We start from the raw sequence: 20,776 nt of genomic DNA on the forward strand, positions 1-20,776 counted from the left end.
CTATGAAACCGAAAATCATCATCGCGCGTCCTATCTTTGAAGAAACTCTGGCTCTCTTACGCACGCACTTTGACGTGACCGACAACCAAGCCGATGTGGCTTGGAGCAAAGCCAATTGGACGCAGGCTTTATCGCAACACGTGGGCGCACTCACCACAGGCTCTGACCCTGTGGATGCTGAGGTGCTCAAAGCATGTCCTGACCTCAAAGCCGTGGCCAATATGGCCGTGGGTTACAACAACTTTGATGTGCCCGCCATGACCGCACAAGGCGTGCAGGCCAGCAACACCCCCGATGTGTTGACTGAAACCACCGCTGACTTTGGTTTTGCCTTGCTGATGGCCACGGCCCGTCGCATGGCCGAGAGCGAACACTATTTGCGCCGTGGTGAGTGGACGCAATGGCGCTACGACATGTTTGCGGGGGCTGAAGTGCACGGCAGCACCATTGGTATTTTGGGCATGGGTCGCATTGGTCAAGGCATAGCACGCCGCGCTGCACATGGCTTTGGCATGAAGGTCATTTATCACAACCGCTCGCGCCTAAGCGCGGAGTCTGAAGCCGAATGCAAAGCCACTTATGTGAGCAAAGAGGAGTTGCTCAAAACGGCAGACCACGTGATGTTGGTCGTGCCTTACAGCGCCGCATCGCACCACACCATTGGTGCGGCTGAGTTGGCGCAAATGAAGCCAACCGCGACGCTTATCAACATTGCACGCGGCGGCATTGTGGACGACGCAGCTTTGGCAGTGGCTCTGCGTGAGAAACGAATTGCAGCGGCTGGCTTGGATGTGTTTGAAGGCGAACCCAAAGTGCATCCCGATTTGTTGACCGTGCCCAATGTGGTGCTCACGCCGCACATCGCCAGCGCGTCCATTCCCACACGCATGGCCATGGCCAATTTGGCAGCGGACAACTTGATCAGCTATTTCACCCAAGGCAAGTCAATCACGCCTTTGAACACGGTGGCTGCGTGATGGAAATTTGGATTGCAGTTGGCGTTGGGGCATTCAATGCCTTGCTTTTATTGCTCTTGCTACGCAGGCCCAGTGGCAACAACGATGCAGCCGCCCAAGCTTTGCAGCAGAGCCTGCAAAGCCTGCATGAAAAATTAGAACGCATTGAACGTGAGTTGCGCACCGAAATTACCGAGTCCTCCCGCGGTGGTCGCCAAGAGCTGACGCAAAACCTCGCGCTGTTTCAGCAAAGCCAAGTTCAGCAACTCACGCTGATGCAAAAGAGCATTGGCGATACGCTGAACCAACAGTTGCAGCAGCTGCAAAAGAGCAATGCCGACAAGCTGGACGAAATGCGCCGCACGGTGGATGAGAAGCTGCAAACCACGCTGGAAAAGCGTTTGTCTGAAAGCTTCAAACAAGTGGCGGAGCGCTTAGAGCAAGTGCACAACGGCCTAGGTCAAATGCAAAAGCTGGCCGACGGTGTGGGCAGCTTGCAGCGCGTGCTGACCAACGTCAAAACACGCGGCATGTTTGGCGAAGTGCAGCTCGAAGCCCTGTTAGAACAAGTGCTGACGATCGAGCAATACGCCAAGCAAGTGGAAACCAAACCACGCAGTAACCAGCGTGTGGACTTTGCGATCCGCTTTCCCGGTCGTGGCGGTGCAGACGGCGAGCCCGTGTGGCTGCCGATTGATGCCAAGTTTCCCCGCGAAGACTACGAACGCTTGCTGGACGCACAAGACCGTGCCGATGCGGTTGCTGCCGAAGTGGCAGCCAAAGCACTGGAGGTGCGCATTCGCACCGAAGCCAAGAGCATTGCCGAGAGCTACCTTGCGCCGCCGCACACCACCGACTTTGCCATTTTGTTTTTACCCACCGAAGGCTTGTATGCCGAGGTATTGCGTCGCCCCGGTTTGATGGACACCTTGCAGCGCGACTACCGCGTTACGCTGGCTGGCCCCACCACCTTGCTGGCCATGCTCAACAGCTTGCACATGGGCTTTCGCACATTGGCGCTGGAGCAGCAAGCCTCTGAGGTATGGAAGGTCTTGGGCGCTGTCAAAACCGAATTTGAACGCTATGGCGACTGGGTGGAAAAGGTGCGCGAGCAAGTGCAAAAAGCGGCAGACACTTTGGACCGAGCCGACACGCGCAGCCGTCAAATGCGCCGTGCATTGAAGAACGTCGAAGCTTTACCCGAAGGCGAAGCGCAAGCCTTGCTGCCCAAGTTTGACGACGCCTTGGATGACACGGATGCCAAAGTTTGAAACGTGAACTTGCCAAGCTGATTGCAGGCCAAGTGTGTTTGCATGCCTGCATGGCGGGCATGCGTATGGCTGCACCATTGATGGCACTGCGCAGCGGCCAAAGCGAAGCAGCCGTGGGTTTCTTGCTGGCCATGTTTGCATTGACGCAAGTGTTTCTCGCATTGCCTGCAGGTCGATATGCTGATTTGCATGGTTTGAAGCGCCCTGTGTTGTGGAGCGTGCTCATGGGGGCCATCGGTGCTGGTGCTGCGGCAGTGTGGCCGATCTTTCCTGTGCTGTGTTTCAGTGGATTGATGACGGGTGGTGCCACAGGCATTGCCATCATCGCTTTGCAGCGTCATGTGGGGCGCGCAGCGCAGGGCTTGACACAGATGAAGCAAGCATTCAGTTGGCTCTCGATTGCGCCTGCATTCTCTAACTTCATTGGTCCATTCACGGCCGGCTTGTTGATTGACCATGCCGGCTTTCAGTGGGCGTTTGCAGCGATGGCTTTGCTACCCGTGATTGCTTGGGCTTGTATTCGCCAAGCGCACGAATTACCCAAAGTGGTCAAACCCGAAGGCCATGAAAATAACAGTGCATGGGATTTGTTGAATGAGCCCATGTTTCGCCGCTTGTTGATGGTCAATTGGTTTTTATCGGCCTGTTGGGATGTACACACCTTTGTCGTGCCCATCTTGGGCCATGAGCGGGGCTTGAGTGCTTCGGCCATTGGTTCTATCTTGGGTGTGTTTGCACTGGCTGCTGCGTTCATTCGCATGATGATGCCGTTCATCGCGGCGCGTTTGCATGAGTGGCAGGTGGTCACGGGCGCGATGCTGATCACCTCTTTCATGTTGGCCGTATACCCGTTCACCGAAACAGCTTGGTTGATGGGCGCTTGCTCGGTGTTGGTGGGCTTGTCGTTGGGTGGTGTTCAACCCATGATCATGAGTACCTTGCATCAAATCACGCCTGAGCATCGACATGGTGAAGCGCTAGGTCTGCGCTTAATGGGCATCAACGCGTCGAGCGTGCTAATGCCCATGGTGTTTGGTGCAGCGGGCACCGTCATTGGCATCAGTGGGGTGTTTTGGTGTGTGTCTGCCGTGGTGGGCTTGGGCTCACGCAGCGCGTATCAGCTCAGAGTTCATAAAAAGCACGAATGAAGCGCCACGCGTCGTCCACGCTGTCGACGTAGGTGAACAAGTCCAGGTCTTCTTCTGAGATCACGCCTTCATCCACCAGCACATCGAGGTGTAACAAACGCTTCCAGTAGTCGCTGCCAAACAGCACGATGGGCACGGGCTTGGCTTTTTTGCATTGCACCAGCGTGAGTGTTTCAAACAATTCGTCCAGTGTGCCAAAGCCTCCAGGAAATGCCACCAAAGCTTTGGCGCGCATCATGAAGTGCATTTTGCGCAACGCAAAGTAGTGGAACTTGAAGCTCAGGTCGGGCGTGATGTGCGGGTTGGGGTTTTGCTCATGCGGTAGGGCGATGTTGAGTCCTACGCTGATGCCACCCGCCTCTTGCGCGCCACGGTTGGCCGCCTCCATGATGCCGGGGCCGCCGCCGGTGCAGATGAAGAGTTTTTGATCGGCTGCTTGGTGCTCGCTGAATTTGGTGATGGTGTGGGCTAGGGCACGCGACTGTTCGTAATAACGCGCGTTGCGCACCAACACTTCGGCCTTGGCAATTTGCTGTGCATCCCCAGAAGCGCGGGCGAGGATGAGTGCGCGGTGCGACTCTTCTTCGCTGCGAAATCGCGCGCTGCCAAACACCACCACCGTGTGCTCAATGCCGCGAGCGATTTGCGCTAAATCGGGCTTGAGCATTTCCATTTGCATTCGCAAGCCACGCGTTTCGCGGCGCAGCAAAAACTCGGGGTCGGCAAACGCCAAGCGGTTCGATTCGGGTTTGAGTGAGTCGCCGTTGTCGTAGTGCGCTTTGAGGGTTTCCCAAGCTTCGGCAAGGCGTCGGTCGTGAGGGTCTAGCATTCCATCCATGCGGCGATGTTACATGGGCGAAACGGCTGATGCACGAACAATGAAAAAGGCCTCCGAAGAGGCCTTGATTGCTAAAGCTTGTGAAAGCTTAGACGCGCTTGCGGTATTCACCGGTGCGTGTATCAACTTCAACTTTATCGCCTTGAGCCACGAACAATGGCACAGCCACTTCGAAACCTGTTGCGAGTTTGGCGGGCTTCAACACTTTGCCTGAGGTGTCGCCTTTGACAGCTGGCTCAGTCCAAGTGATTTCGCGCACAACGTTTGTGGGCAATTCGACAGAAATAGCTTTCTCGTCGTAGAACACCACTTCGAGTTCCATGCCGTCTTCGAGGTAGTTCAGGGCGTCGCCCATGTTGCTGGCTTCGACTTCGTATTGGTTGAAGTCGGCGTCCATGCAAACATACATAGGGTCTGCAAAGTAAGAGTAGGTGCAATCCTTCTTGTCCAAGATGACTTGGTCCATCTTGTCGTCGGCTTTGAACACAACTTCAGTACCGAAGTTGGCGATCAAGCTTTTCAATTTCATGCGAACGGTGGAAGAGCCACGGCCACCACGTTGGTATTCGGTGCGCAGGACAACCATAGGGTCCTTGCCGTGCATGATGACGTTGCCAACGCGGATTTCTTGAGCGGTTTTCATAGTGTGAGGTTTTCTTAGAGGTATGTGGCCCATGCAGCTCAAGCTGCGACGGGGTTCGCAAAGCCGCTTATTTTAGCGTTTTTGAGCCACGAAACTGAGTAACTGGCTGGTGAGGTCTGTTTGGGCTTGTAAACGCTGCTGCGTTTGGTGGCTCCAGCTACGCCAATCGTCAATGACAGTGCGGGTTAGCGCAGGAATCGGCCCTGTTTCGAGGCCATTCCAAACTGCATGAAATTTTATTAAGTCGGCGGGCATGTCCAGCGCCGCTTCAAAGGCGTGCAACTTGTCGTGGTGGGCCAAATCGTCCTGCGGGTAGATGTGCCATGCAAATGGACGGCCGGCCCACAGGGCGCGCACCAGCGAGTCTTCGCCACGCACAAAGTTGAAGTCGCAAGCCCATAGCAAGTGATCAAAGTCGGTTTGGCTGAGGTAGGGCAGTTGGCTGATGTGCAGCTGGCCTGTGCCGCTGCTGGGCATGTGCAGGGCTTGGGTGGCTGCTGCTACGGCTGCGTTGGGCCGACCTTGTGCCACCAGCAAGCGGGTGGGGGTGTCTGCTTGACTGAGTTGCGTCAACAATTCGGGCAATGCTGCGGGTTCGTAGCAAAACAGGCTGATGAGTTGTTCGTTGGCTGGAATGGGTTTGTCTAGCGGCAGTGCGCTTAGCCATGCTTGGCGTTGAAACGCGGCTTGTCGCGCAGGTAAATCTGGCTCGCGCAACAAACCACCCGTCTCGTGCGTGAATCCCGGAAAGAAAAACCATTTGGTCATGCCGCGCGCAGGACCACTCATTACGGGTGAAGCCAAACCATGCGAGCGGGCTACATAGCCTTCGGCACTCAGGTATTCGAGGTTGATCCACACGGGTGGTGTACCTTTGGCCATCAGTGCTTGAACCGCTTCGGGCAGTTCGCAGCCGAAAGCTTCGACCACCACATCGCCGATTTGGAATGTGCCGTCTTGCGCTAAAGCTTGCATTGCAGCAGTGTCGGGCCACACATGAACAGCGGCACCTGTGCAACCCTGCGGTGCCATCCAAACCAAAGCCGAGGCATCGTCCACCCATAGCCGCACGGTGTGCCCGCGCTGCGCGAGATCAACGCACAGTCGCCAGCACACGCCAAGGTCGCCGTGGTTGTCGATGACGCGACAAAAAATATCCCAACGCAGGCTGGGTGATGAATGGGTATCGAATTTCACACTTCAGATTGTCCACAATACGGGCATGTCCAAAACTCCTTCAGACGCCACGCCAGAAAACGCAGCACCGCGCCACCCACCCGAGCTGTTAGAGCTGGTGGCAAGCTTGCCTGCGTTGCCCGGTGTGTACCGCTACTTTGATGCGCAAGAGCAGGTGCTGTATGTGGGCAAAGCCATCAACCTGAAGAAGCGGGTGTCTAGCTATTTCCAAAAAGACCACGGTGGAACACGCATTGGCCACATGGTGAGCAAGATCGTGCGCATGGAAACCACGGTGGTGCGCTCAGAGGCAGAAGCGCTGCTGCTGGAAAACAACCTCATCAAAACGCTCAAGCCCAAGTACAACATCTTGTTCCGTGATGACAAGAGCTACCCGTATTTGAAGATGACGCGTGGCTTGGCAGTCAAGGCAGACGAGCCGCCCAAGTTGGGTGCAAATCCATCGCCCCAACAAGTGCCCCGAGTCGTGTATTACCGAGGTGCGGTGGACAAACGCCACGACTACTTTGGCCCATACCCCAGTGTGTGGGCGGTGCGTGAAGCCATTCAGCTTTTGCAAAAAGTGTTTCGCTTGCGCACCTGCGAAGACACGGTGTTCAACAACCGCACACGCCCGTGTTTGCTGTTTCAAATCAAGCGTTGCTCAGGGCCATGTGTGGGCCTCATATCTGTGCCCGACTACCAGCGCGATGTAGACAGCGCCATGCGTTTGCTACGCGGTGAAACGCAAGAGGTGATGGGTAGCATCGAAGCACGCATGATGGCGCACGCCGAGAGGCTGGAGTTTGAGCAAGCTGCCGAGCTGCGCAACCAAATGAGCGCACTCTCCAAAGTGCTGCATCAACAAGCGGTGGATACGGTGGGTGACCAAGACGTGGACATCCTCGCGGTCAAAGTGCAAGGCGGTAAAGCCTGTGTCAACTTGGCTATGGTGCGCGGTGGCCGCCATTTGGGTGACAGGCCTTACTTCCCTGTACATGTGGACGATGCCGAGCCCACCGAAGTCCTGGAAGCGTTTTTAAGTCAGCACTATTTGGATGTGCCTGTGCCGCCCGCGCTCATCACCAGCCACGCGGTAGACAAAGAACTCCTGCAAGCACTGACCGAACAAACCGGCGTCAAGATTACCGCCGTGCACAACCCGCGCGAGCAACGCCGCGTATGGCTAGAGATGGCGCAACAAAACGCAGACATTCAACTTGCCCGCTTGCTGGCCGAAGAGGGCTCGCAACAAGCGCGCACGCGCGCTTTAGTCGATGCACTCGATTTGGCACCCGAAGATTTGGAACAGTTCCGTGTGGAGTGCTTTGACATTTCGCATACCTCGGGCGAGTCCACGCAGGCGTCGTGCGTGGTGTTCCATCACCACAAAATGCAAAGCGCGGAATACCGTCGCTACAACATTGATGGCATCACCGGGGGTGACGACTACGCCGCCATGCGCCAAGTGCTGGTGCGCCGCTACAGCAAGCTGGCCGAGGCTGTGCGTGCGGGCGAGGGCAAGCTGCCCGACCTCGTGCTGATTGACGGTGGCAAAGGCCAAGTGTCAATGGCGCGTGAGGTGTTTGAGTCGCTCGGGCTCGACCTCTCGCGCATCGTGGGCGTGGAAAAAGGCGAGGGCCGTAAAGTGGGCTTGGAAGAGCTGGTGTTTGCCGATGGTCGCGAGAAGGTGTACCTCGGCCGTGACTCCGCCGCGTTGATGCTGGTGGCGCAAATTCGCGATGAAGCGCACCGCTTTGCCATCACGGGCATGCGCGCCGCACGAGCCAAAGTGCGCGTGGGTGGCAGCAAGCTCGAAGAAATTCCGGGTGTGGGGCCCAAGAAACGCGCCAAGTTGCTGCAGCGCTTTGGCGGTGCACGCGGCGTGGGCGATGCCAGCGTGGCAGACCTGTGTACCGTGGAAGGTATTTCGGAAGAGTTGGCGCAAACGATTTACAACGCCTTGCGTTGAGGTGCTTGGAAATTATTAGCAATGCCCAGCAATGCAAACATGATCGAGTGATTCAAGATGAGTTCAAAGAAAAAATTCACAACAAACTCTCTACGTCAATCCACCATTGAAGTCTCTACCAACGGGCGAATGGATATTTACCATTCCATTGTGGCGATGAGTTGGTGGGGCTACTTGGCGGTTTTTGCCGTCGTGTTTTTACTCGTCAATGCCCTTTTTGGATGTTTGTATTACATCGATGAGTCTTCGATCGGTGGCCTGACTAGCACTGCTTATTCCGAGTATTTTTTCTTCAGCGTACAAACGCTCGCCACGATTGGGTATGGCGCCAAGTTCCCACAAACACTTTATGCCGATGTGTTGGTCACTGTCGAAGCGATGATCGGTTTGTTGGGGCTTGGCTTGTTTGCCGCCATCGCTTTTGCGCGGTTGTCGATTCCACGCTCGCGCATTATTTTTAGCAAGGTGGCTGTGGTGACGGCGTATGAAGGCCAGCCTACCTTGATGTTTCGCGTGGCCAATGAAAGAAACAACCGCATCATTGGTGCAGAAGTTGAGTTGAGTTTGTTGATGCGAGAGACAACGGCCGAAGGTTTGAGCATTCGTCGAATTTATGACTTAGACCTCGTTAGAAGCCACACGCCTATGTTGTCATTGACGTGGTTGGTTTTTCATCCAATTCGCGAAGGTAGCCCCTTGTTTGGCATGTCTGCCCAAAGCATTGACAACGCAGATTTCGCTTTGATCGCCACCATCAAAGGTTTGGATGAAACGATCTCACAAACGGTACATGCCAACCACACCTATGCCAGCACCGACATCAAGTGGCATCACAAATTCAAAGACATGTTCACGGAAGACGCGACCACGGGCCAAGCTTCGATTGACCTGACCCGGATTCATGATGTTCAAACCACATGAAGCGTCTGACTTAAACCTTCACCACTTCCAGCAAACGGTCTAAGCCACCCTCGTTGATAGCCACCATCGCTTGCTCGCGCACCTTGGGTTTGGCGTGGTACGCCACGGATAAACCCGCTTCGCCCATCATCAGCAAATCGTTCGCGCCATCGCCCATGGCAATGGCTTCGCTTGGCTGGATGCCCATTTGTGCGCAGATGTGCAGCAGCATCTTGCGCTTTTCTGCGCCGTCACAAATATCACCCCAGTCTTGCGTGACCACATCGCCCGTCAGATGACCGTTGTCAATCGCCAGCACGTTGCTGCGCGCGAAGTCGATGTTGAGCATCTCGCACACGCGGTCGGCAAAGAAGGTAAAACCACCGCTGACCAACAACACTTTCATACCGTGGGCTTTGCAGGTGTCCACCAATGTTTTGGCTCCGGGGTTCAAGCGCAGTCGCTGTTCAAACACCTCGTGCAAGGCGGTCTCGGGCACGCCTTTGAGCAGCGCCACGCGCCGGCGCAAGCTGTCTTTGAAATCGGTAATCTCACCGCGCATGGCTGCTTCGGTGATGGCCGCCACCTCGGCCTTGCGGCCTGCAGCATCTGCGATCTCGTCAATGCACTCGATGTTGATGAGCGTCGAGTCCATGTCAAACGCGATGAGTTTGAAGTCTTGGAGTTTCAGGGGGGCGGTGAAGCCTTGGATGACTAAGCCAGGAGCGAATTCTTGTTGCATAAGTGAATTAAGACTTGAGATACAGATTGTCAGACCAAGTGGCCAGCCAATAAGGCTTGAACGCCACAAAGATGGCGCACATCATGCCTGTGATGAACGCGTCGCCCCAGGCCATGAGCCAAAACGCGATGACGGACAAGCCGCTGCCCACATTGGGCAGTTCATGGCCTGTCCACTGTGCCAAGAGGCTGGCTGCAAAGATGCACAGCACCGAGCCCAAAAAGCCTCGGCCCAGCACATACACAAAGGGGTGGTGCGTCACCCAACGGCGCAATGCTGCGCCAAGCAGCAGAGCAAAGGTTGCAGGTAGTAGGCCTTGCCAAACGATGAGGGCGGTCGCGGTGTCTACCGAGGTGGCCGATATCAAGGTGGTGCTGATGCCCACCGCCACGAGGGCCAGCACAGCCAAAGGCCAACCCAGCATGAGCGTGACCAGTGGCGCACCAGACCAATGCAGCTGCAACGGCATGTGGTGCAAGCTGGGCAGCGCCCACAGCCACGGCAGCAGCACCAAGGTGGCTAGCAAGGGTGTGAGTAGCTCAGTGCCCACGAGCATGCGCCAAGGCTTGAGCCACAGCGATGCACACAGGCAAGCCAAGATGACGGCGATTTCAAAGTCCATGGTTATGACTGGGCCTCTGCCGCCTTGGTCACAGGAGCGGTGGGTGTGCCAAGTGAACGCAACACATCGCGCACCATTTGCGCACGGGCTTGTGGTTCAGGCAGCTCGCGCTCAATACGCAAGCGGTCGTTGCCCGCCAGTTTGATGTGCTTGTTTTTTTGCACCAGCTCGATGATGCGCATGGCGTCAAACGGTGGGTTGGGCTTGAAGCTGATGTGGGTCACACCAGGTGCAGCGTCCACCTTGGTCACACCATAGCTGCGGGCTTGCACGCGCAGGCGGTGCACGTCGATAAGGGTTTGCGCTTGCGCAGGCAGTTTGCCAAAGCGGTCCACGATTTCTTCCAGCAGCGCATCGATTTGATCGCCCGTTTTTGCAGTGGCTAATTTTTTGTAGAACGACAAGCGCAGGTGCACATCACCGCAATAGTCGTCGGGCAGCAGGGCGGGGGCGTGCAGGTTGATTTCGGTGGTGGCGCTCAAGGGGCTGAGCAAGTCTGGCTCTTCGCCGTTCTTCAACGCACGCACAGCCTCAGACAACATTTCGTTGTAGAGCTGAAAGCCCACTTCGAGCATGTTGCCGCTTTGGTTTTCGCCCAGCACTTCACCCGCGCCACGAATTTCAAGGTCGTGCATGGCGAGGTAGAAGCCTGATCCGAGCTCTTCCATTTGTTGAATGGCATCCAAGCGCTGCGAGGCTTGCTTGGTCAGGCCTTGTGTGTCTGGCACCATGAGGTAGGCGTAGGCTTGGTGGTGGCTGCGACCCACGCGGCCACGCAGCTGGTGCAGCTGGGCCAAACCAAACTTGTCAGCGCGGCTCATGATGATGGTGTTGGCGCTGGGCACGTCAATGCCAGTTTCGATGATGGTGGAGCACAGCAGCATGTTGTAGCGCTGGGCCACGAAGTCGCGCATGACACGTTCGAGTTCGCGTTCAGGCATTTGGCCGTGGGCCACGGCAATGCGGGCTTCGGGCAGCAGCTCTTCCAGTTGTGCGCGACGGTTTTCAATGGTGGCCACATCGTTGTGCAAGAAATAGCACTGGCCGCCACGTTTGAGTTCGCGCAACACGGCTTCACGAATCACGCCGTTACCTTCGTTGCGCACAAAGGTTTTGATGGCCAGACGGCGTTGGGGTGCAGTGGCGATGACGCTTAAATCGCGCAGGCCTTCGAGGGCCATGCCGAGCGTGCGCGGAATAGGCGTGGCGGTGAGCGTGAGCACATCCACCTCTGCGCGCATGGCTTTCATGGCTTCTTTGTGACGCACACCAAAGCGATGCTCTTCGTCGATGATGAGCAGACCCAGGTCTTTGAACTTGACCGACTCGCTGAGCAGCTTGTGCGTGCCCACCACGATGTCGACTTGGCCTTCAGCCAAACCTTTGGCGGCAGCGGTGATTTCTTTGGCCGAGCGAAAGCGGCTCATCTCGGCAATTTTGATGGGCCATTTGCTGAAGCGGTCTACCAAGGTTTGGTAATGCTGCTCGGCCAACAAAGTCGTGGGGGCCAAGAAGGCCACTTGCTTGCCGCCGGTGACGGCTACAAAGGCAGCGCGCAGGGCCACCTCGGTTTTGCCAAAGCCCACATCGCCACACACCAAGCGGTCCATGGGGCGAGGGCTGATCATGTCTTGCATGACGGCGTGGATGGCTGCACGTTGGTCGGCGGTTTCTTCAAAGCCAAAGTCGTTGGCAAAGGTTTCGTAGTCTTGCGGCGAGTAGCGGAAGGGGTGGCCAAGCCGCGCGGCGCGGCGGGCGTAGATGTTCAGCAGCTCGGCGGCAGCATCACGCACTTGTTCGGCAGCGCGGCGTTTGGCTTTGTCCCACTGGGACGAGCCGAGCTTGTGGAGTGGTGCTTCGTCGGCACTGACGCCTGTGTAGCGGCCAATCAAATGCAACTGGCTTACTGGCACATAGAGCACGGCGTTGTCAGCGTATTCGAGGTGCAAGAACTCTTGCAGCGCGGGTGTGCCGTCGGCGTTCTTCTCGCCCAAGTCCATGTTGATCAGGCCGCGGTAACGGCCAATGCCGTGGGCGTTGTGCACCACGGGGTCGCCCAAGTTGAGCTCGGACAGGTCTTTGATCAGCGCTTCGACATCGCTGACTTGTTCTTGTTTCTTGCGGCGGCGCGTGGTTGCACCGACTGCAAACAGTTCGGTCTCGGTAATCAGGTCGAGGCCAGCTTCGGTCCAGCTAAAGCCAACTTGCAATGCGGCGGTGGCAATGCCGATTTTTTCGGCGCTGCCTTCGAACTCTGCCAGCGAATCAAACGCGGGCGGGCTGACGTTGGACGAGCGCAAGAAGTCGAGCAAGCTTTCGCGGCGGCCATCGCTTTCGGCCAAGATGAGCAAGCGATTGGCTGTTTTGCTAGCGTGCGCTTGCAGCTTTTGCAGCGGGTCTGCCGCACCGCGCACCACGGTGAGGTCGGGCAGGGTTTGGGCAAATGCGTTGTCGATCACGTCTGTGACGTGCGGGCGCAGCGTAAATTGCGCGTAGCTGTTGGCCGATGCATAGAACTGCTCGGCGCTTAAAAACAAATTGGCAGGTGGCAACGCAGGGCGCTCTGGGTCGCCCTGCACCAAACGATAGCGGTCTTGCGTGTCTTGCCAAAAGCGTTGGAACACGGGTTCTAAGTCGCCGTGTAGCACCACCGTGGCCGATGTGCCAAGGTAGTCAAACACCGTAGCGGTTTCTTCAAAGAACAAAGGCAGGTAGTACTCAATACCTGCGGTGGCGACGCCGTTGCCAATGTCTTTGTAGATGCGGCTCTTGGTAGGGTCACCATCGAGCATTTCGCGCCAACGGTTGCGAAACAGCGCACGCGCGGCATCGTCCATTGGGAACTCTCGTCCCGGCAACAAGCGCACTTCGGGCACGGGATAGAGGCTGCGTTGGCTGTCGGGGTCAAAGGTGCGGATGGAGTCGATTTCGTTGTCAAACAAATCGACGCGGTAGGGCACGAGTGAGCCCATGGGGAATAGGTCAATCAAGCCGCCACGCACCGCGTATTCGCCCGGGCTGACCACTTGCGTGACGTGGGTGTAGCCCGCCAGCGTGAGCTGTGATTTGAGCTTGGCTTCGTCCAGCGCCTGCTTGACTTTGAAATGGAAGGTGTAACCCGCCAAGAAGGCAGGCGGGGCTAAGCGGTAAAGCGCGGTAGTGGCTGGAATCAGCACCACATCGGCGTCACCCTGCGAGATGCGCCACAAAGTGGCCAAGCGTTCGCTAATCAGGTCTTGGTGCGGGGAGAAGCTGTCGTAGGGCAGCGTTTCCCAGTCGGGGAAGAGTACGCAGCGCAAGTCGGGGGCGAAGAACGCCATTTCGTCTTGCAGGCGTTGGGCATCGACCGCATCGGCAGTGATGATGGCGACACGTTGTTGTTTGGCTTTTTCGCGTGCGCCCAGCTGAGCGAGCAGCAATGCGTCCGCAGAGCCGACAGGGCGGGGCATGGCAAATCGTTTGCCGGGACTCAAAGAGGGCAGGTGCATTGGGGTAATTCTAGAATGGGGGCTGAGCTTTCTATTTGCTGAGGCTCAAACCTACTCAATGCCCTTACATACCCACAGCCCTCTTCGTTTTTTTGCCGTCATTCCTTGCGCAGGCTTTGGCAGCCGCGCGGGTACGGCCATGCCTAAGCAATACCAAGCCATTGCAGGCCTGCCCATGGTGGTGCACACGCTCAAAGCTTTTGCAGGCGTGCAGCGTATGGCCAAAGGTGTGCTGGTGTTGGCCCCTGATGATGTGCACATGGATGGCGTGCTGGCCGCGCATCCGCAATCCTTGTTTGAAACATCGCACACCGGTGGAGCGACTCGGGCAGAGAGCGTGTTGGCGGGCTTGCGTGAACTGGTGAAGCAGGGCGCACACGAGACAGATTGGGTGCTGGTGCATGACGCTGCGCGTTGCTTGGTGACGCCTGAACAAATCAACGCATTGATAGACGCATGCCAAGACGATTCCGTGGGTGGCTTGCTGGCCCATAAATTAGCCGATACCTTGAAGGCTGAAGCTAATGGCCGCGTGGCCCAAACGGTGGATCGGTCGGACAAGTGGTTGGCGCAAACACCGCAGATGTTTCGTATTGGCGTGTTGTTGAATGCCCTAGAGCACGCTGGTGCAGCCGTGACGGATGAAGCCAGTGCCATCGAAGCAATGGGCTTGAGCCCGCTGCTCGTGCCAGGTAACGCGCAAAACTTCAAGGTGACCTACCCCGAAGACTTTGCTTTAGCCGCTGCTATTTTGAATTCGCGTCAATGACGCATGCTCGATTGAAAGAACACACGATGACCGTACCCTCATTTCGAATTGGTGAAGGCTGGGATGTGCATGCGCTGGTGGAAGGCCGCCCGCTGATGTTGGGTGGTGTACGCATTGAGCACACACATGGCTTGCTAGGCCACTCGGATGCCGATGTGCTGCTGCATGCGATTACCGATGCTTTGTTGGGTGCTGCAGCGCTGGGTGATATTGGCAGGCACTTCTCAGACACAGATGCCGCCTACAAAGGTGCAGATTCTTGGGTGTTGCTGCAAAAGACTGCTGAGATGGTGCGTGCCGCAGGTTTTCAGATTGGCAACATCGACAGCACCGTGATTGCGCAAGCGCCTAAGTTGGCAGTGCATATGCCAGCCATGTGCCAACGCATTGCTGAGGCACTAGAGATTGATGTGTCTCGTGTGAACGTGAAGGCGAAGACAGCCGAAAAAATAGGCCCTGTGGGACAGGGCCTAAGTATGGAAGCACGCGCTGTGGCGTTACTTTATTGATTGCTAGGAGGTTTAGGCCCTAAGGCTGCTAAACCTTCGACCACTTCGCGCACCACACGACGGTGTTCGGGTTGTAACGCGAAGTAGCGAGAAATCAACTGCTGATCCACCAAGTTGATGCGCTCGTCGGTCAAGGCCTCATCCGCAGGACGGGGTGGTGGCGTACCAAAGAGCAACCCCTCTGGTGAAATCTTGAGCCACTTTGACAAGACCAAGAGTTTGTCTTGCTTGGGGATGGACACACCCATGAGCCAATTGCGTGCAGCGTGAGACGAAATTCCCTCTCCCCAGTAGCGCAAGTTGAACTCGTTCGCGACCACAGTTGCAGAAACCCGGACGCCTGCATCTTTGAGAGCGGCACGAAAACGATCTGCAAATTTGCTTGTTTCTTTTGGGTAGGTTTGTGTCATACCTAGAAGGTAAGAGAGATTTGCCCTTCGTGTTGTAATTGTAAGTAAAAAAATATTAACTAATAAGATATAAGCACTACAAAATAAGGCAAATCTCTATATATTTTTTACTGCGCGGTCCAACCGCCATCCATATTCCAAGCCACACCGCGCACGTTGTTAGCAGCTTTGGAGCAAAAGAATACCGCCAACTCACCCAGCTCTTCTGGGGTGGTGAATTGCATAGAGGGTTCTTTTTCGCCCAATAGCAACTTGATGGCTTCATCGTTAGAGATGTTCAGGGCAGCTGCCTTGGCATCCACTTGTTTTTGAACCAAGGGGGTGAGCACCCAGCCCGGGCAGATGGCGTTGCAGGTCACGCCAGTGGTGGCATTTTCCAGCGCTGTTACTTTTGTTAAACCCACGATGCCGTGTTTGGCGGCCACATAGGCAGACTTTTGTGCAGAGCCAACCAAGCCATGAATAGATGCCACGTTGATGATGCGGCCCCAGTTTTGTTTTTGCATATAGGGCAAAGCCAAGCGTGAGGTGTGGAAAGCGCTGCTGAGGTTGATGGCGATGATGGCGTCCCAACGCTCTACTGGAAAGTCCTCGACCGAAGCCACATGCTGAATACCTGCGTTGTTCACCAAGATGTCCACACCACCAAAAGTGTCAGCAGAAAATTTCATCATGGCTTCAATGTCTGAAGCTTTGCTCATATCCGCGCCGTGGTAAGCCACTTTGACGCCCAAGGCTGTTACTTCGGCCTTGGGGCCTTCGACGTCACCAAAGCCGTTGAGAATGATGTTTGCGCCTTGATGAGCCAAGGCTTTGGCAATACCCAAACCAATGCCACTGGTGGAACCGGTGACCAAAGCTGTTTTACCGACGAGTGTGCGTTCTGACATTTTTGAAAACTCCATGCATTACGATGAGAAACCTATAGACATTATGCGGTTTTGCGGCTTACATGAAACATAACGGAGAAACGCAGCGCGCCTCGCTCTTGAGCGCCTCGCTGCAAGATTTGCCAGATCAGCCTGAGGCGCTGACGCGGGCGCGCGCCTTTGCGCAGCCTTTGCTGATGGGCGCGACGCTGGATACGGGCGAAGACGTCTTGGCGCACGCAGATGCGACAGCTCAAATTTTGAGTGTGATTGGCGGCTCTGAGGCTATGCAAGCCGCTTGCTACTTGGTGTACGCCGCAGAGTATTTGCAAAAGCCAGAAGAGGTGATTGCCAAAGCGTTTGGCCCAAGCTATGCGGAGTTATCCAGCGAAACCTCGCGGTTGATCCGTGTGCAGCGCCAAGCGCGCGCTGTGGCAGCTGAATCGCAAGTGGCAGCTTTGCAAACCGAGAACGTGCGCAAGATGTTGCTGGCGTTTTCGCGTGATTTGCGTGTGGTGCTGCTGCGCTTGGCGTCACGTCTGCAGACCTTGCGCCACTATGCCGCTAGCAAGTTGCCAGTGCCGCACAGCTTGGCGTATGAGTCTTTGCATGTGTTTGCGCCATTGGCCAATAGGTTGGGGATATGGCAAATCAAATGGGAAATGGAAGATCTGTCTTTCCGCTTCCTTGAGCCCGAGACCTACCGTGAAATTGCAAAGCTGCTCGACGAGAAACGTGTGGAGCGCGAGAACTACATGGTGCAGCTGCGCGAAAGCCTAGCGGCTGACTTGAAAGCCCAAGGCGTCATAGCGCAAGTGGCAGGGCGACCCAAACACATCTACAGCATTGTGAAAAAAATGCGCGGTAAGTCGCTGGACTTTTCACGTGTGTTTGACGTGCGTGCTTTGCGCGTCGTGGTCCCTGCGGTGCACGATTGCTACGAGGCGCTGAGCATGGTGCACACCCAGTTCAACCCCATTGATTCTGAGTTTGACGATTACATCGCCAAGCCCAAATCAAACGGCTATCAGTCCTTGCATACAGTGGTGCGCGATGCACAAGGCCGCCCGATTGAAATTCAAATCCGAACGCAAGAGATGCACGATCACGCCGAGCACGGTGTGGCCGCGCACTGGGCGTACAAAGAAGCGGGCACCAAAGGCTATGCGGGGGTGAGCGCCTCTGGCGATTACGACGCCAAGATTGCTGTGCTGCGCCAACTCTTGGCGTGGGAGCGCGAGCTGTCGGCAGATGCGCAAAGCCAAGCCACCACCGATGCGCTGAGTGACCGCATTTATGTGCTCACTCCAGATGCTGCCGTGGTCGAGCTGCCTCAAGGCGGCACACCGATTGACTTTGCCTACACCTTGCACACCAATCTCGGTCACCGTTGCCGTGGTGCGCGCGTGGATTGCGTGATGGTCCCCCTGAATACGCAGCTGAAAAACGGCCAGACGGTGGAAGTGAGCGCCATTAAAGAGGGCGGTCCTTCGCGTGACTGGCTCAACCTTGAATTGGGCTTCTTGGCCAGCTCACGTGCGCGTTCGAAGGTGAGGGCCTGGTTCAACGCCCAAGCCATGCAAGAAACCGCGGCCAAAGGACGCGAGGCTGTAGAAAAGCTCTTGCAACGCGAAGGCAAAACAGCGATGAAGCTGGACGACTTGGCTTCGCAGCTGGGCTTCAAGTCAGCCGAAGCCTTGTTTGAGTTGGTGGGTAAAGACGAGTTTTCGCTGCGCAACATTGAAACATTGCTCAATCCCCCCGCCGCGCCGATGGTGGCGGATGACTATGTACGTCTGAAGAAGGCCAAGACCAACGACAAAGCCTCTAAAAGTGGTGTGTTGGTAGTGGGCATTGATTCGTTACTCACGCAACTCAGCAAATGCTGCAAGCCCGCGCCGCCTGATGAGATTCGTGGTTTTGTGACGCGTGGCAAAGGCGTGAGCATTCACCGCGCTGATTGCGGCAACTTCCGTCAAATGGCGCTGCGCAGTGGTGACCGTGTGATTGAGGTGGACTGGGGCCAGTCGGCTTCGGCGCAAGCCTTGGTTTATCCCGTGGATGTGAACATCGAGGCCTTGGACCGTCAGGGCTTGCTGCGCGACATTTCGGAAGTCTTTGCCAAGGAAAAGATGAACGTGATTGGCGTGCAAACCCAGTCAGTGAAAGATTTGGCGTGGATGACCTTCACCGTTGAGGTGGGCGATTCACGCCGCTTGCAAAAGGTCTTGGGCTTGGTCAAAGAGGTTCGTGGTGTTAGGACGGCGAAACGTCGCTGAAGTCTGCTATACTTTCAGCTTCGAACAATGTAGGCGCGTAGCTCAGTTGGTTAGAGCACCACCTTGACATGGTGGGGGTCGTTGGTTCGATTCCAATCGCGCCTACCATATTGTTCCCCGTCAAGCCCGGCACTGTTTGAACAGTACTGGGCTTTTCTTTTTCAACGGGAGCTGACTTCATGAGCAGCAAAAAATCAAACACTTCAGATGACACGCAAGACCGCGTGATCAAGAAGTATCCCAATCGCCGCTTGTATGACACCGCGTCATCCATCTATGTGGCCTTGGCAGATATCAAGCAACTGGTGATGCACAACACCCCGTTTCGGGTGGTCGATGCCAAGTCGGGGGAAGACCTGACGCGTAGCATCTTGTTGCAAATCATCTTGGAGCATGAGTCGGAAGGCTCACCCATCCTGACCGAACAGGTCTTGGCCAACATCATTCGCTTTTATGGGCATTCGATGCAGGGTTTCATGGGCTCTTACCTTGAGAAGAACGTGCAAACGTTCATGGACAACGTGCCGCAGCTGCCCATCGTGCCCACACTGGTGAGCAGCTATGCCGAACAATTGCAAAAACAAACCGAACACATGATGGATGTGATGGGGCTGAACCGTAAATGACTGAAGTAATGAACGTACCAAAAGTTGGCTTTGTGAGCTTGGGCTGTCCCAAGGCTTTGACCGACTCCGAATTGATCTTGACGCAACTCAGCGCCGAGGGCTATCAAACCTCTAAAACTTTTGCTGGCGCTGATTTGGTCATCGTCAACACCTGCGGCTTCATTGATGATGCGGTGAAAGAGAGTCTAGACACCATTGGCGAAGCTTTGGCCGAAAACGGCAAGGTCATCGTGACCGGTTGCCTAGGCGCACGCCAAGCCGAAGGCGGTGCCAACTTGGTGATGGAAATGCACCCCAGCGTGTTGGCCGTTACTGGCCCACATGCCACGCAAGAGGTGATGGATGCGGTGCATGCGCATTTGCCCAAGCCGCACGACCCATTCATCGACTTGGTACCCAATAGCTTTGGTGAAGCGGGCGTCAAGCTCACGCCCAAGCACTATGCGTATTTGAAAATCAGCGAAGGCTGCAACCACCGTTGCACGTTTTGCATCATCCCGTCCATGCGCGGTGACTTGGTAAGCCGCCCGATTGGTGATGTGCTCAAAGAAGCGCGTGCTTTGTTTGAAGGCGGCGTGAAAGAGCTGTTGGTCATCAGCCAAGACACATCGGCCTACGGTGTGGATGTGAAGTACGTGACTGGTTTCTTTGACGGTCAACCCATCAAGATGCGCACCTTAGAGCTGGCGCAAGCCTTGGCCAAGTTGGCTCAAACCTATGGCGCGTGGGTGCGTTTGCACTATGTGTACCCATACCCCAGCGTGGATGACATCATCCCGCTGATGGCCACAGGTCATGTGTTGCCATATTTAGATGTGCCGTTCCAGCACAGCCACCCCGATGTGTTGAAGCGCATGAAGCGCCCAGCCAGCGGCGAGAAAAACCTGGAGCGCATTGCGCGTTGGCGCGAGCTGTGTCCACAAATTGTGATTCGCAGCACCTTCATTGCAGGCTTTCCCGGTGAGACCGAAGAAGAGTTTGAGCATTTGCTCAACTTCGTGCGTGAAGCCGAGATTGACCGTGCGGGTTGTTTTGCCTACAGCCCCGTAGACGGCGCAGCCGCCAACGACATTCCGGGCATGTTGCCGCAAGAGGTGCGTGAAGAACGTCAAGCCCGCTTCATGGCGGTGGCAGAAGAGGTGTCGATTGCCAAGCTTAAACGCCGCATTGGTTCAACCATCCAAGTTTTGGTTGATTCAGCGCCTGCTGGTGGCCGCAAAGGTGGTGTGGGCCGCAGCTATGCAGATGCGCCAGAGATTGATGGTGTAGTGAAACTCTTGCCGTCTGAAAAACTCAGCAAAGTGCTCAAAGTGGGTGAGTTCACCCGCGCCAAAGTGGTGGCGACAGAAGGTCACGACCTTATCGCCATGCCAATTTAATTCACAAAAAACAAAAGCCACCTCAAAGGTGGCTTTCATTTAACTTATATTGGTGCCCAGGAAGGGACTCGAACCCCCACGATGTTACTCGCTAGTACCTGAAACTAGTGCGTCTACCAATTCCGCCACCTGGGCATTTCAGGAAAGAGAGGCATTGTATCAAGAATTCCGCACATACC

The 20,776-nt window shown here is 55.9% G+C and carries 18 protein-coding genes and 2 tRNA genes; 11 read left to right on the top strand and 9 right to left on the bottom strand.

From position 1 onward, the window contains the following. The first annotated feature begins 2 nt into the window (after positions 1–2). The 3 genes from B9Z35_RS04540 to B9Z35_RS04550 are packed head-to-tail and all read left to right on the top strand — an operon-like array spanning position 3 to position 3,375. Positions 3–977 (top strand): D-glycerate dehydrogenase, encoded by a 975-nt coding sequence (locus B9Z35_RS04540; RefSeq protein WP_108282441.1) that lies wholly within the window; start codon positions 3–5, stop codon positions 975–977. Then, complete coding sequence (locus B9Z35_RS04545) at positions 977–2,227, top strand: DNA recombination protein RmuC (protein ID WP_108282442.1); 1,251 nt, start codon at positions 977–979, stop codon at positions 2,225–2,227. Before B9Z35_RS04540 ends, B9Z35_RS04545 begins: the two co-directional genes overlap by 1 nt. Continuing rightward, positions 2,224–3,375, top strand: a complete 1,152-nt coding sequence (locus B9Z35_RS04550) for an MFS transporter (protein WP_108282443.1) — start codon at positions 2,224–2,226, stop codon at positions 3,373–3,375. The genes B9Z35_RS04545 and B9Z35_RS04550 overlap by 4 nt, the downstream gene beginning before the upstream one ends. Here the strand turns inward: B9Z35_RS04550 and B9Z35_RS04555 are convergent. The 3 genes from B9Z35_RS04555 to earP form a co-directional block, all read right to left on the bottom strand. Next, positions 3,350–4,213, bottom strand: coding sequence for a TIGR00730 family Rossman fold protein (locus B9Z35_RS04555; protein ID WP_108282444.1), 864 nt, complete (start codon positions 4,211–4,213; stop codon positions 3,350–3,352). The two genes, B9Z35_RS04550 and B9Z35_RS04555, sit on opposite strands and share 26 nt — an antisense overlap. 88 nt (positions 4,214–4,301) lie before the next feature. After that, positions 4,302–4,856, bottom strand: coding sequence for an elongation factor P (gene efp, locus B9Z35_RS04560; protein WP_104800292.1), 555 nt, complete (start codon positions 4,854–4,856; stop codon positions 4,302–4,304). Between the two features lie 72 nt (positions 4,857–4,928). Further along, a complete protein-coding gene (gene earP / locus B9Z35_RS04565) occupies positions 4,929–6,053 on the bottom strand; it encodes an elongation factor P maturation arginine rhamnosyltransferase EarP (RefSeq protein WP_233246465.1) in 1,125 nt (374 codons plus the stop codon). A 25-nt stretch (positions 6,054–6,078) separates the two neighbouring features. Between earP and uvrC the strand changes: the two genes are divergently transcribed. Both uvrC and B9Z35_RS04575 read left to right on the top strand, forming a co-directional pair. Continuing rightward, complete coding sequence (gene uvrC / locus B9Z35_RS04570) at positions 6,079–8,004, top strand: excinuclease ABC subunit UvrC (protein ID WP_108282445.1); 1,926 nt, start codon at positions 6,079–6,081, stop codon at positions 8,002–8,004. 129 nt (positions 8,005–8,133) lie between these two features. Continuing rightward, positions 8,134–8,925, top strand: a complete 792-nt coding sequence (locus B9Z35_RS04575) for an ion channel (protein WP_158268114.1) — start codon at positions 8,134–8,136, stop codon at positions 8,923–8,925. A 10-nt stretch (positions 8,926–8,935) separates the two neighbouring features. Here the strand turns inward: B9Z35_RS04575 and serB are convergent, their stop codons facing one another. The 3 genes from serB to mfd are packed head-to-tail and all read right to left on the bottom strand — an operon-like array spanning position 8,936 to position 13,756. Beyond that, positions 8,936–9,646, bottom strand: coding sequence for a phosphoserine phosphatase SerB (serB, locus tag B9Z35_RS04580; protein WP_108282447.1), 711 nt, complete (start codon positions 9,644–9,646; stop codon positions 8,936–8,938). A gap of 7 nt (positions 9,647–9,653) precedes the next feature. Then, entirely contained in the window at positions 9,654–10,268 is a 615-nt protein-coding gene (locus B9Z35_RS04585; protein ID WP_108282448.1) for a hypothetical protein, read from the bottom strand. Positions 10,269–10,270: 2 nt separating this feature from the next. Then, entirely contained in the window at positions 10,271–13,756 is a 3,486-nt protein-coding gene (gene mfd, locus B9Z35_RS04590) for a transcription-repair coupling factor (RefSeq protein WP_108282449.1), read from the bottom strand. Between the two features lie 58 nt (positions 13,757–13,814). On the opposite strand from mfd, the gene ispD reads away from it, so the two are divergent. Together ispD and ispF are read left to right on the top strand one after the other, a co-directional pair. Continuing rightward, positions 13,815–14,525, top strand: a complete 711-nt coding sequence (gene ispD, locus B9Z35_RS04595; RefSeq protein ID WP_108282450.1) for a 2-C-methyl-D-erythritol 4-phosphate cytidylyltransferase — start codon at positions 13,815–13,817, stop codon at positions 14,523–14,525. Between the two features lie 26 nt (positions 14,526–14,551). Further along, on the top strand, positions 14,552–15,034 hold the full coding sequence (gene ispF / locus B9Z35_RS04600; protein WP_108282820.1) for a 2-C-methyl-D-erythritol 2,4-cyclodiphosphate synthase: 483 nt from the start codon (positions 14,552–14,554) through the stop codon (positions 15,032–15,034). Here ispF and B9Z35_RS04605 read toward each other — a convergent pair. Together B9Z35_RS04605 and B9Z35_RS04610 are read right to left on the bottom strand one after the other, a co-directional pair. After that, a complete protein-coding gene (locus B9Z35_RS04605) occupies positions 15,028–15,444 on the bottom strand; it encodes a hypothetical protein (protein WP_108282451.1) in 417 nt (138 codons plus the stop codon). The two genes, ispF and B9Z35_RS04605, sit on opposite strands and share 7 nt — an antisense overlap. Positions 15,445–15,551: 107 nt before the next feature. Beyond that, positions 15,552–16,334 carry a 3-hydroxybutyrate dehydrogenase gene (locus B9Z35_RS04610; protein WP_108282821.1) on the bottom strand — a complete coding sequence of 261 codons (783 nt, stop codon included), beginning with the start codon at positions 16,332–16,334 and terminating at the stop codon, positions 15,552–15,554. 62 nt (positions 16,335–16,396) lie between these two features. Here B9Z35_RS04610 and B9Z35_RS04615 point away from each other — a divergent pair, with 62 nt between their 5' ends. The 4 genes from B9Z35_RS04615 (at position 16,397) to rimO (ending at position 20,597) form a co-directional block, all read left to right on the top strand. Continuing rightward, a complete protein-coding gene (locus B9Z35_RS04615; protein WP_108282452.1) occupies positions 16,397–18,592 on the top strand; it encodes a bifunctional (p)ppGpp synthetase/guanosine-3',5'-bis(diphosphate) 3'-pyrophosphohydrolase in 2,196 nt (731 codons plus the stop codon). 31 nt (positions 18,593–18,623) lie between these two features. After that, positions 18,624–18,700, top strand: a tRNA-Val gene (locus B9Z35_RS04620). Between the two features lie 71 nt (positions 18,701–18,771). Beyond that, entirely contained in the window at positions 18,772–19,218 is a 447-nt protein-coding gene (gene phaR, locus B9Z35_RS04625; protein WP_108282453.1) for a polyhydroxyalkanoate synthesis repressor PhaR, read from the top strand. An 8-nt stretch (positions 19,219–19,226) separates the two neighbouring features. Then, complete coding sequence (rimO, locus tag B9Z35_RS04630; RefSeq protein ID WP_370444108.1) at positions 19,227–20,597, top strand: 30S ribosomal protein S12 methylthiotransferase RimO; 1,371 nt, start codon at positions 19,227–19,229, stop codon at positions 20,595–20,597. Between the two features lie 50 nt (positions 20,598–20,647). Here rimO and B9Z35_RS04635 read toward each other — a convergent pair. Next, positions 20,648–20,732: transfer RNA gene (locus B9Z35_RS04635), tRNA-Leu, on the bottom strand. Positions 20,733–20,776: the final 44 nt, after the last annotated feature.

It is taken from the genome of Limnohabitans sp. Jir61, from assembly GCF_003063545.1.
Taxonomy (GTDB): Bacteria; Pseudomonadota; Gammaproteobacteria; order Burkholderiales; family Burkholderiaceae_C; genus Limnohabitans.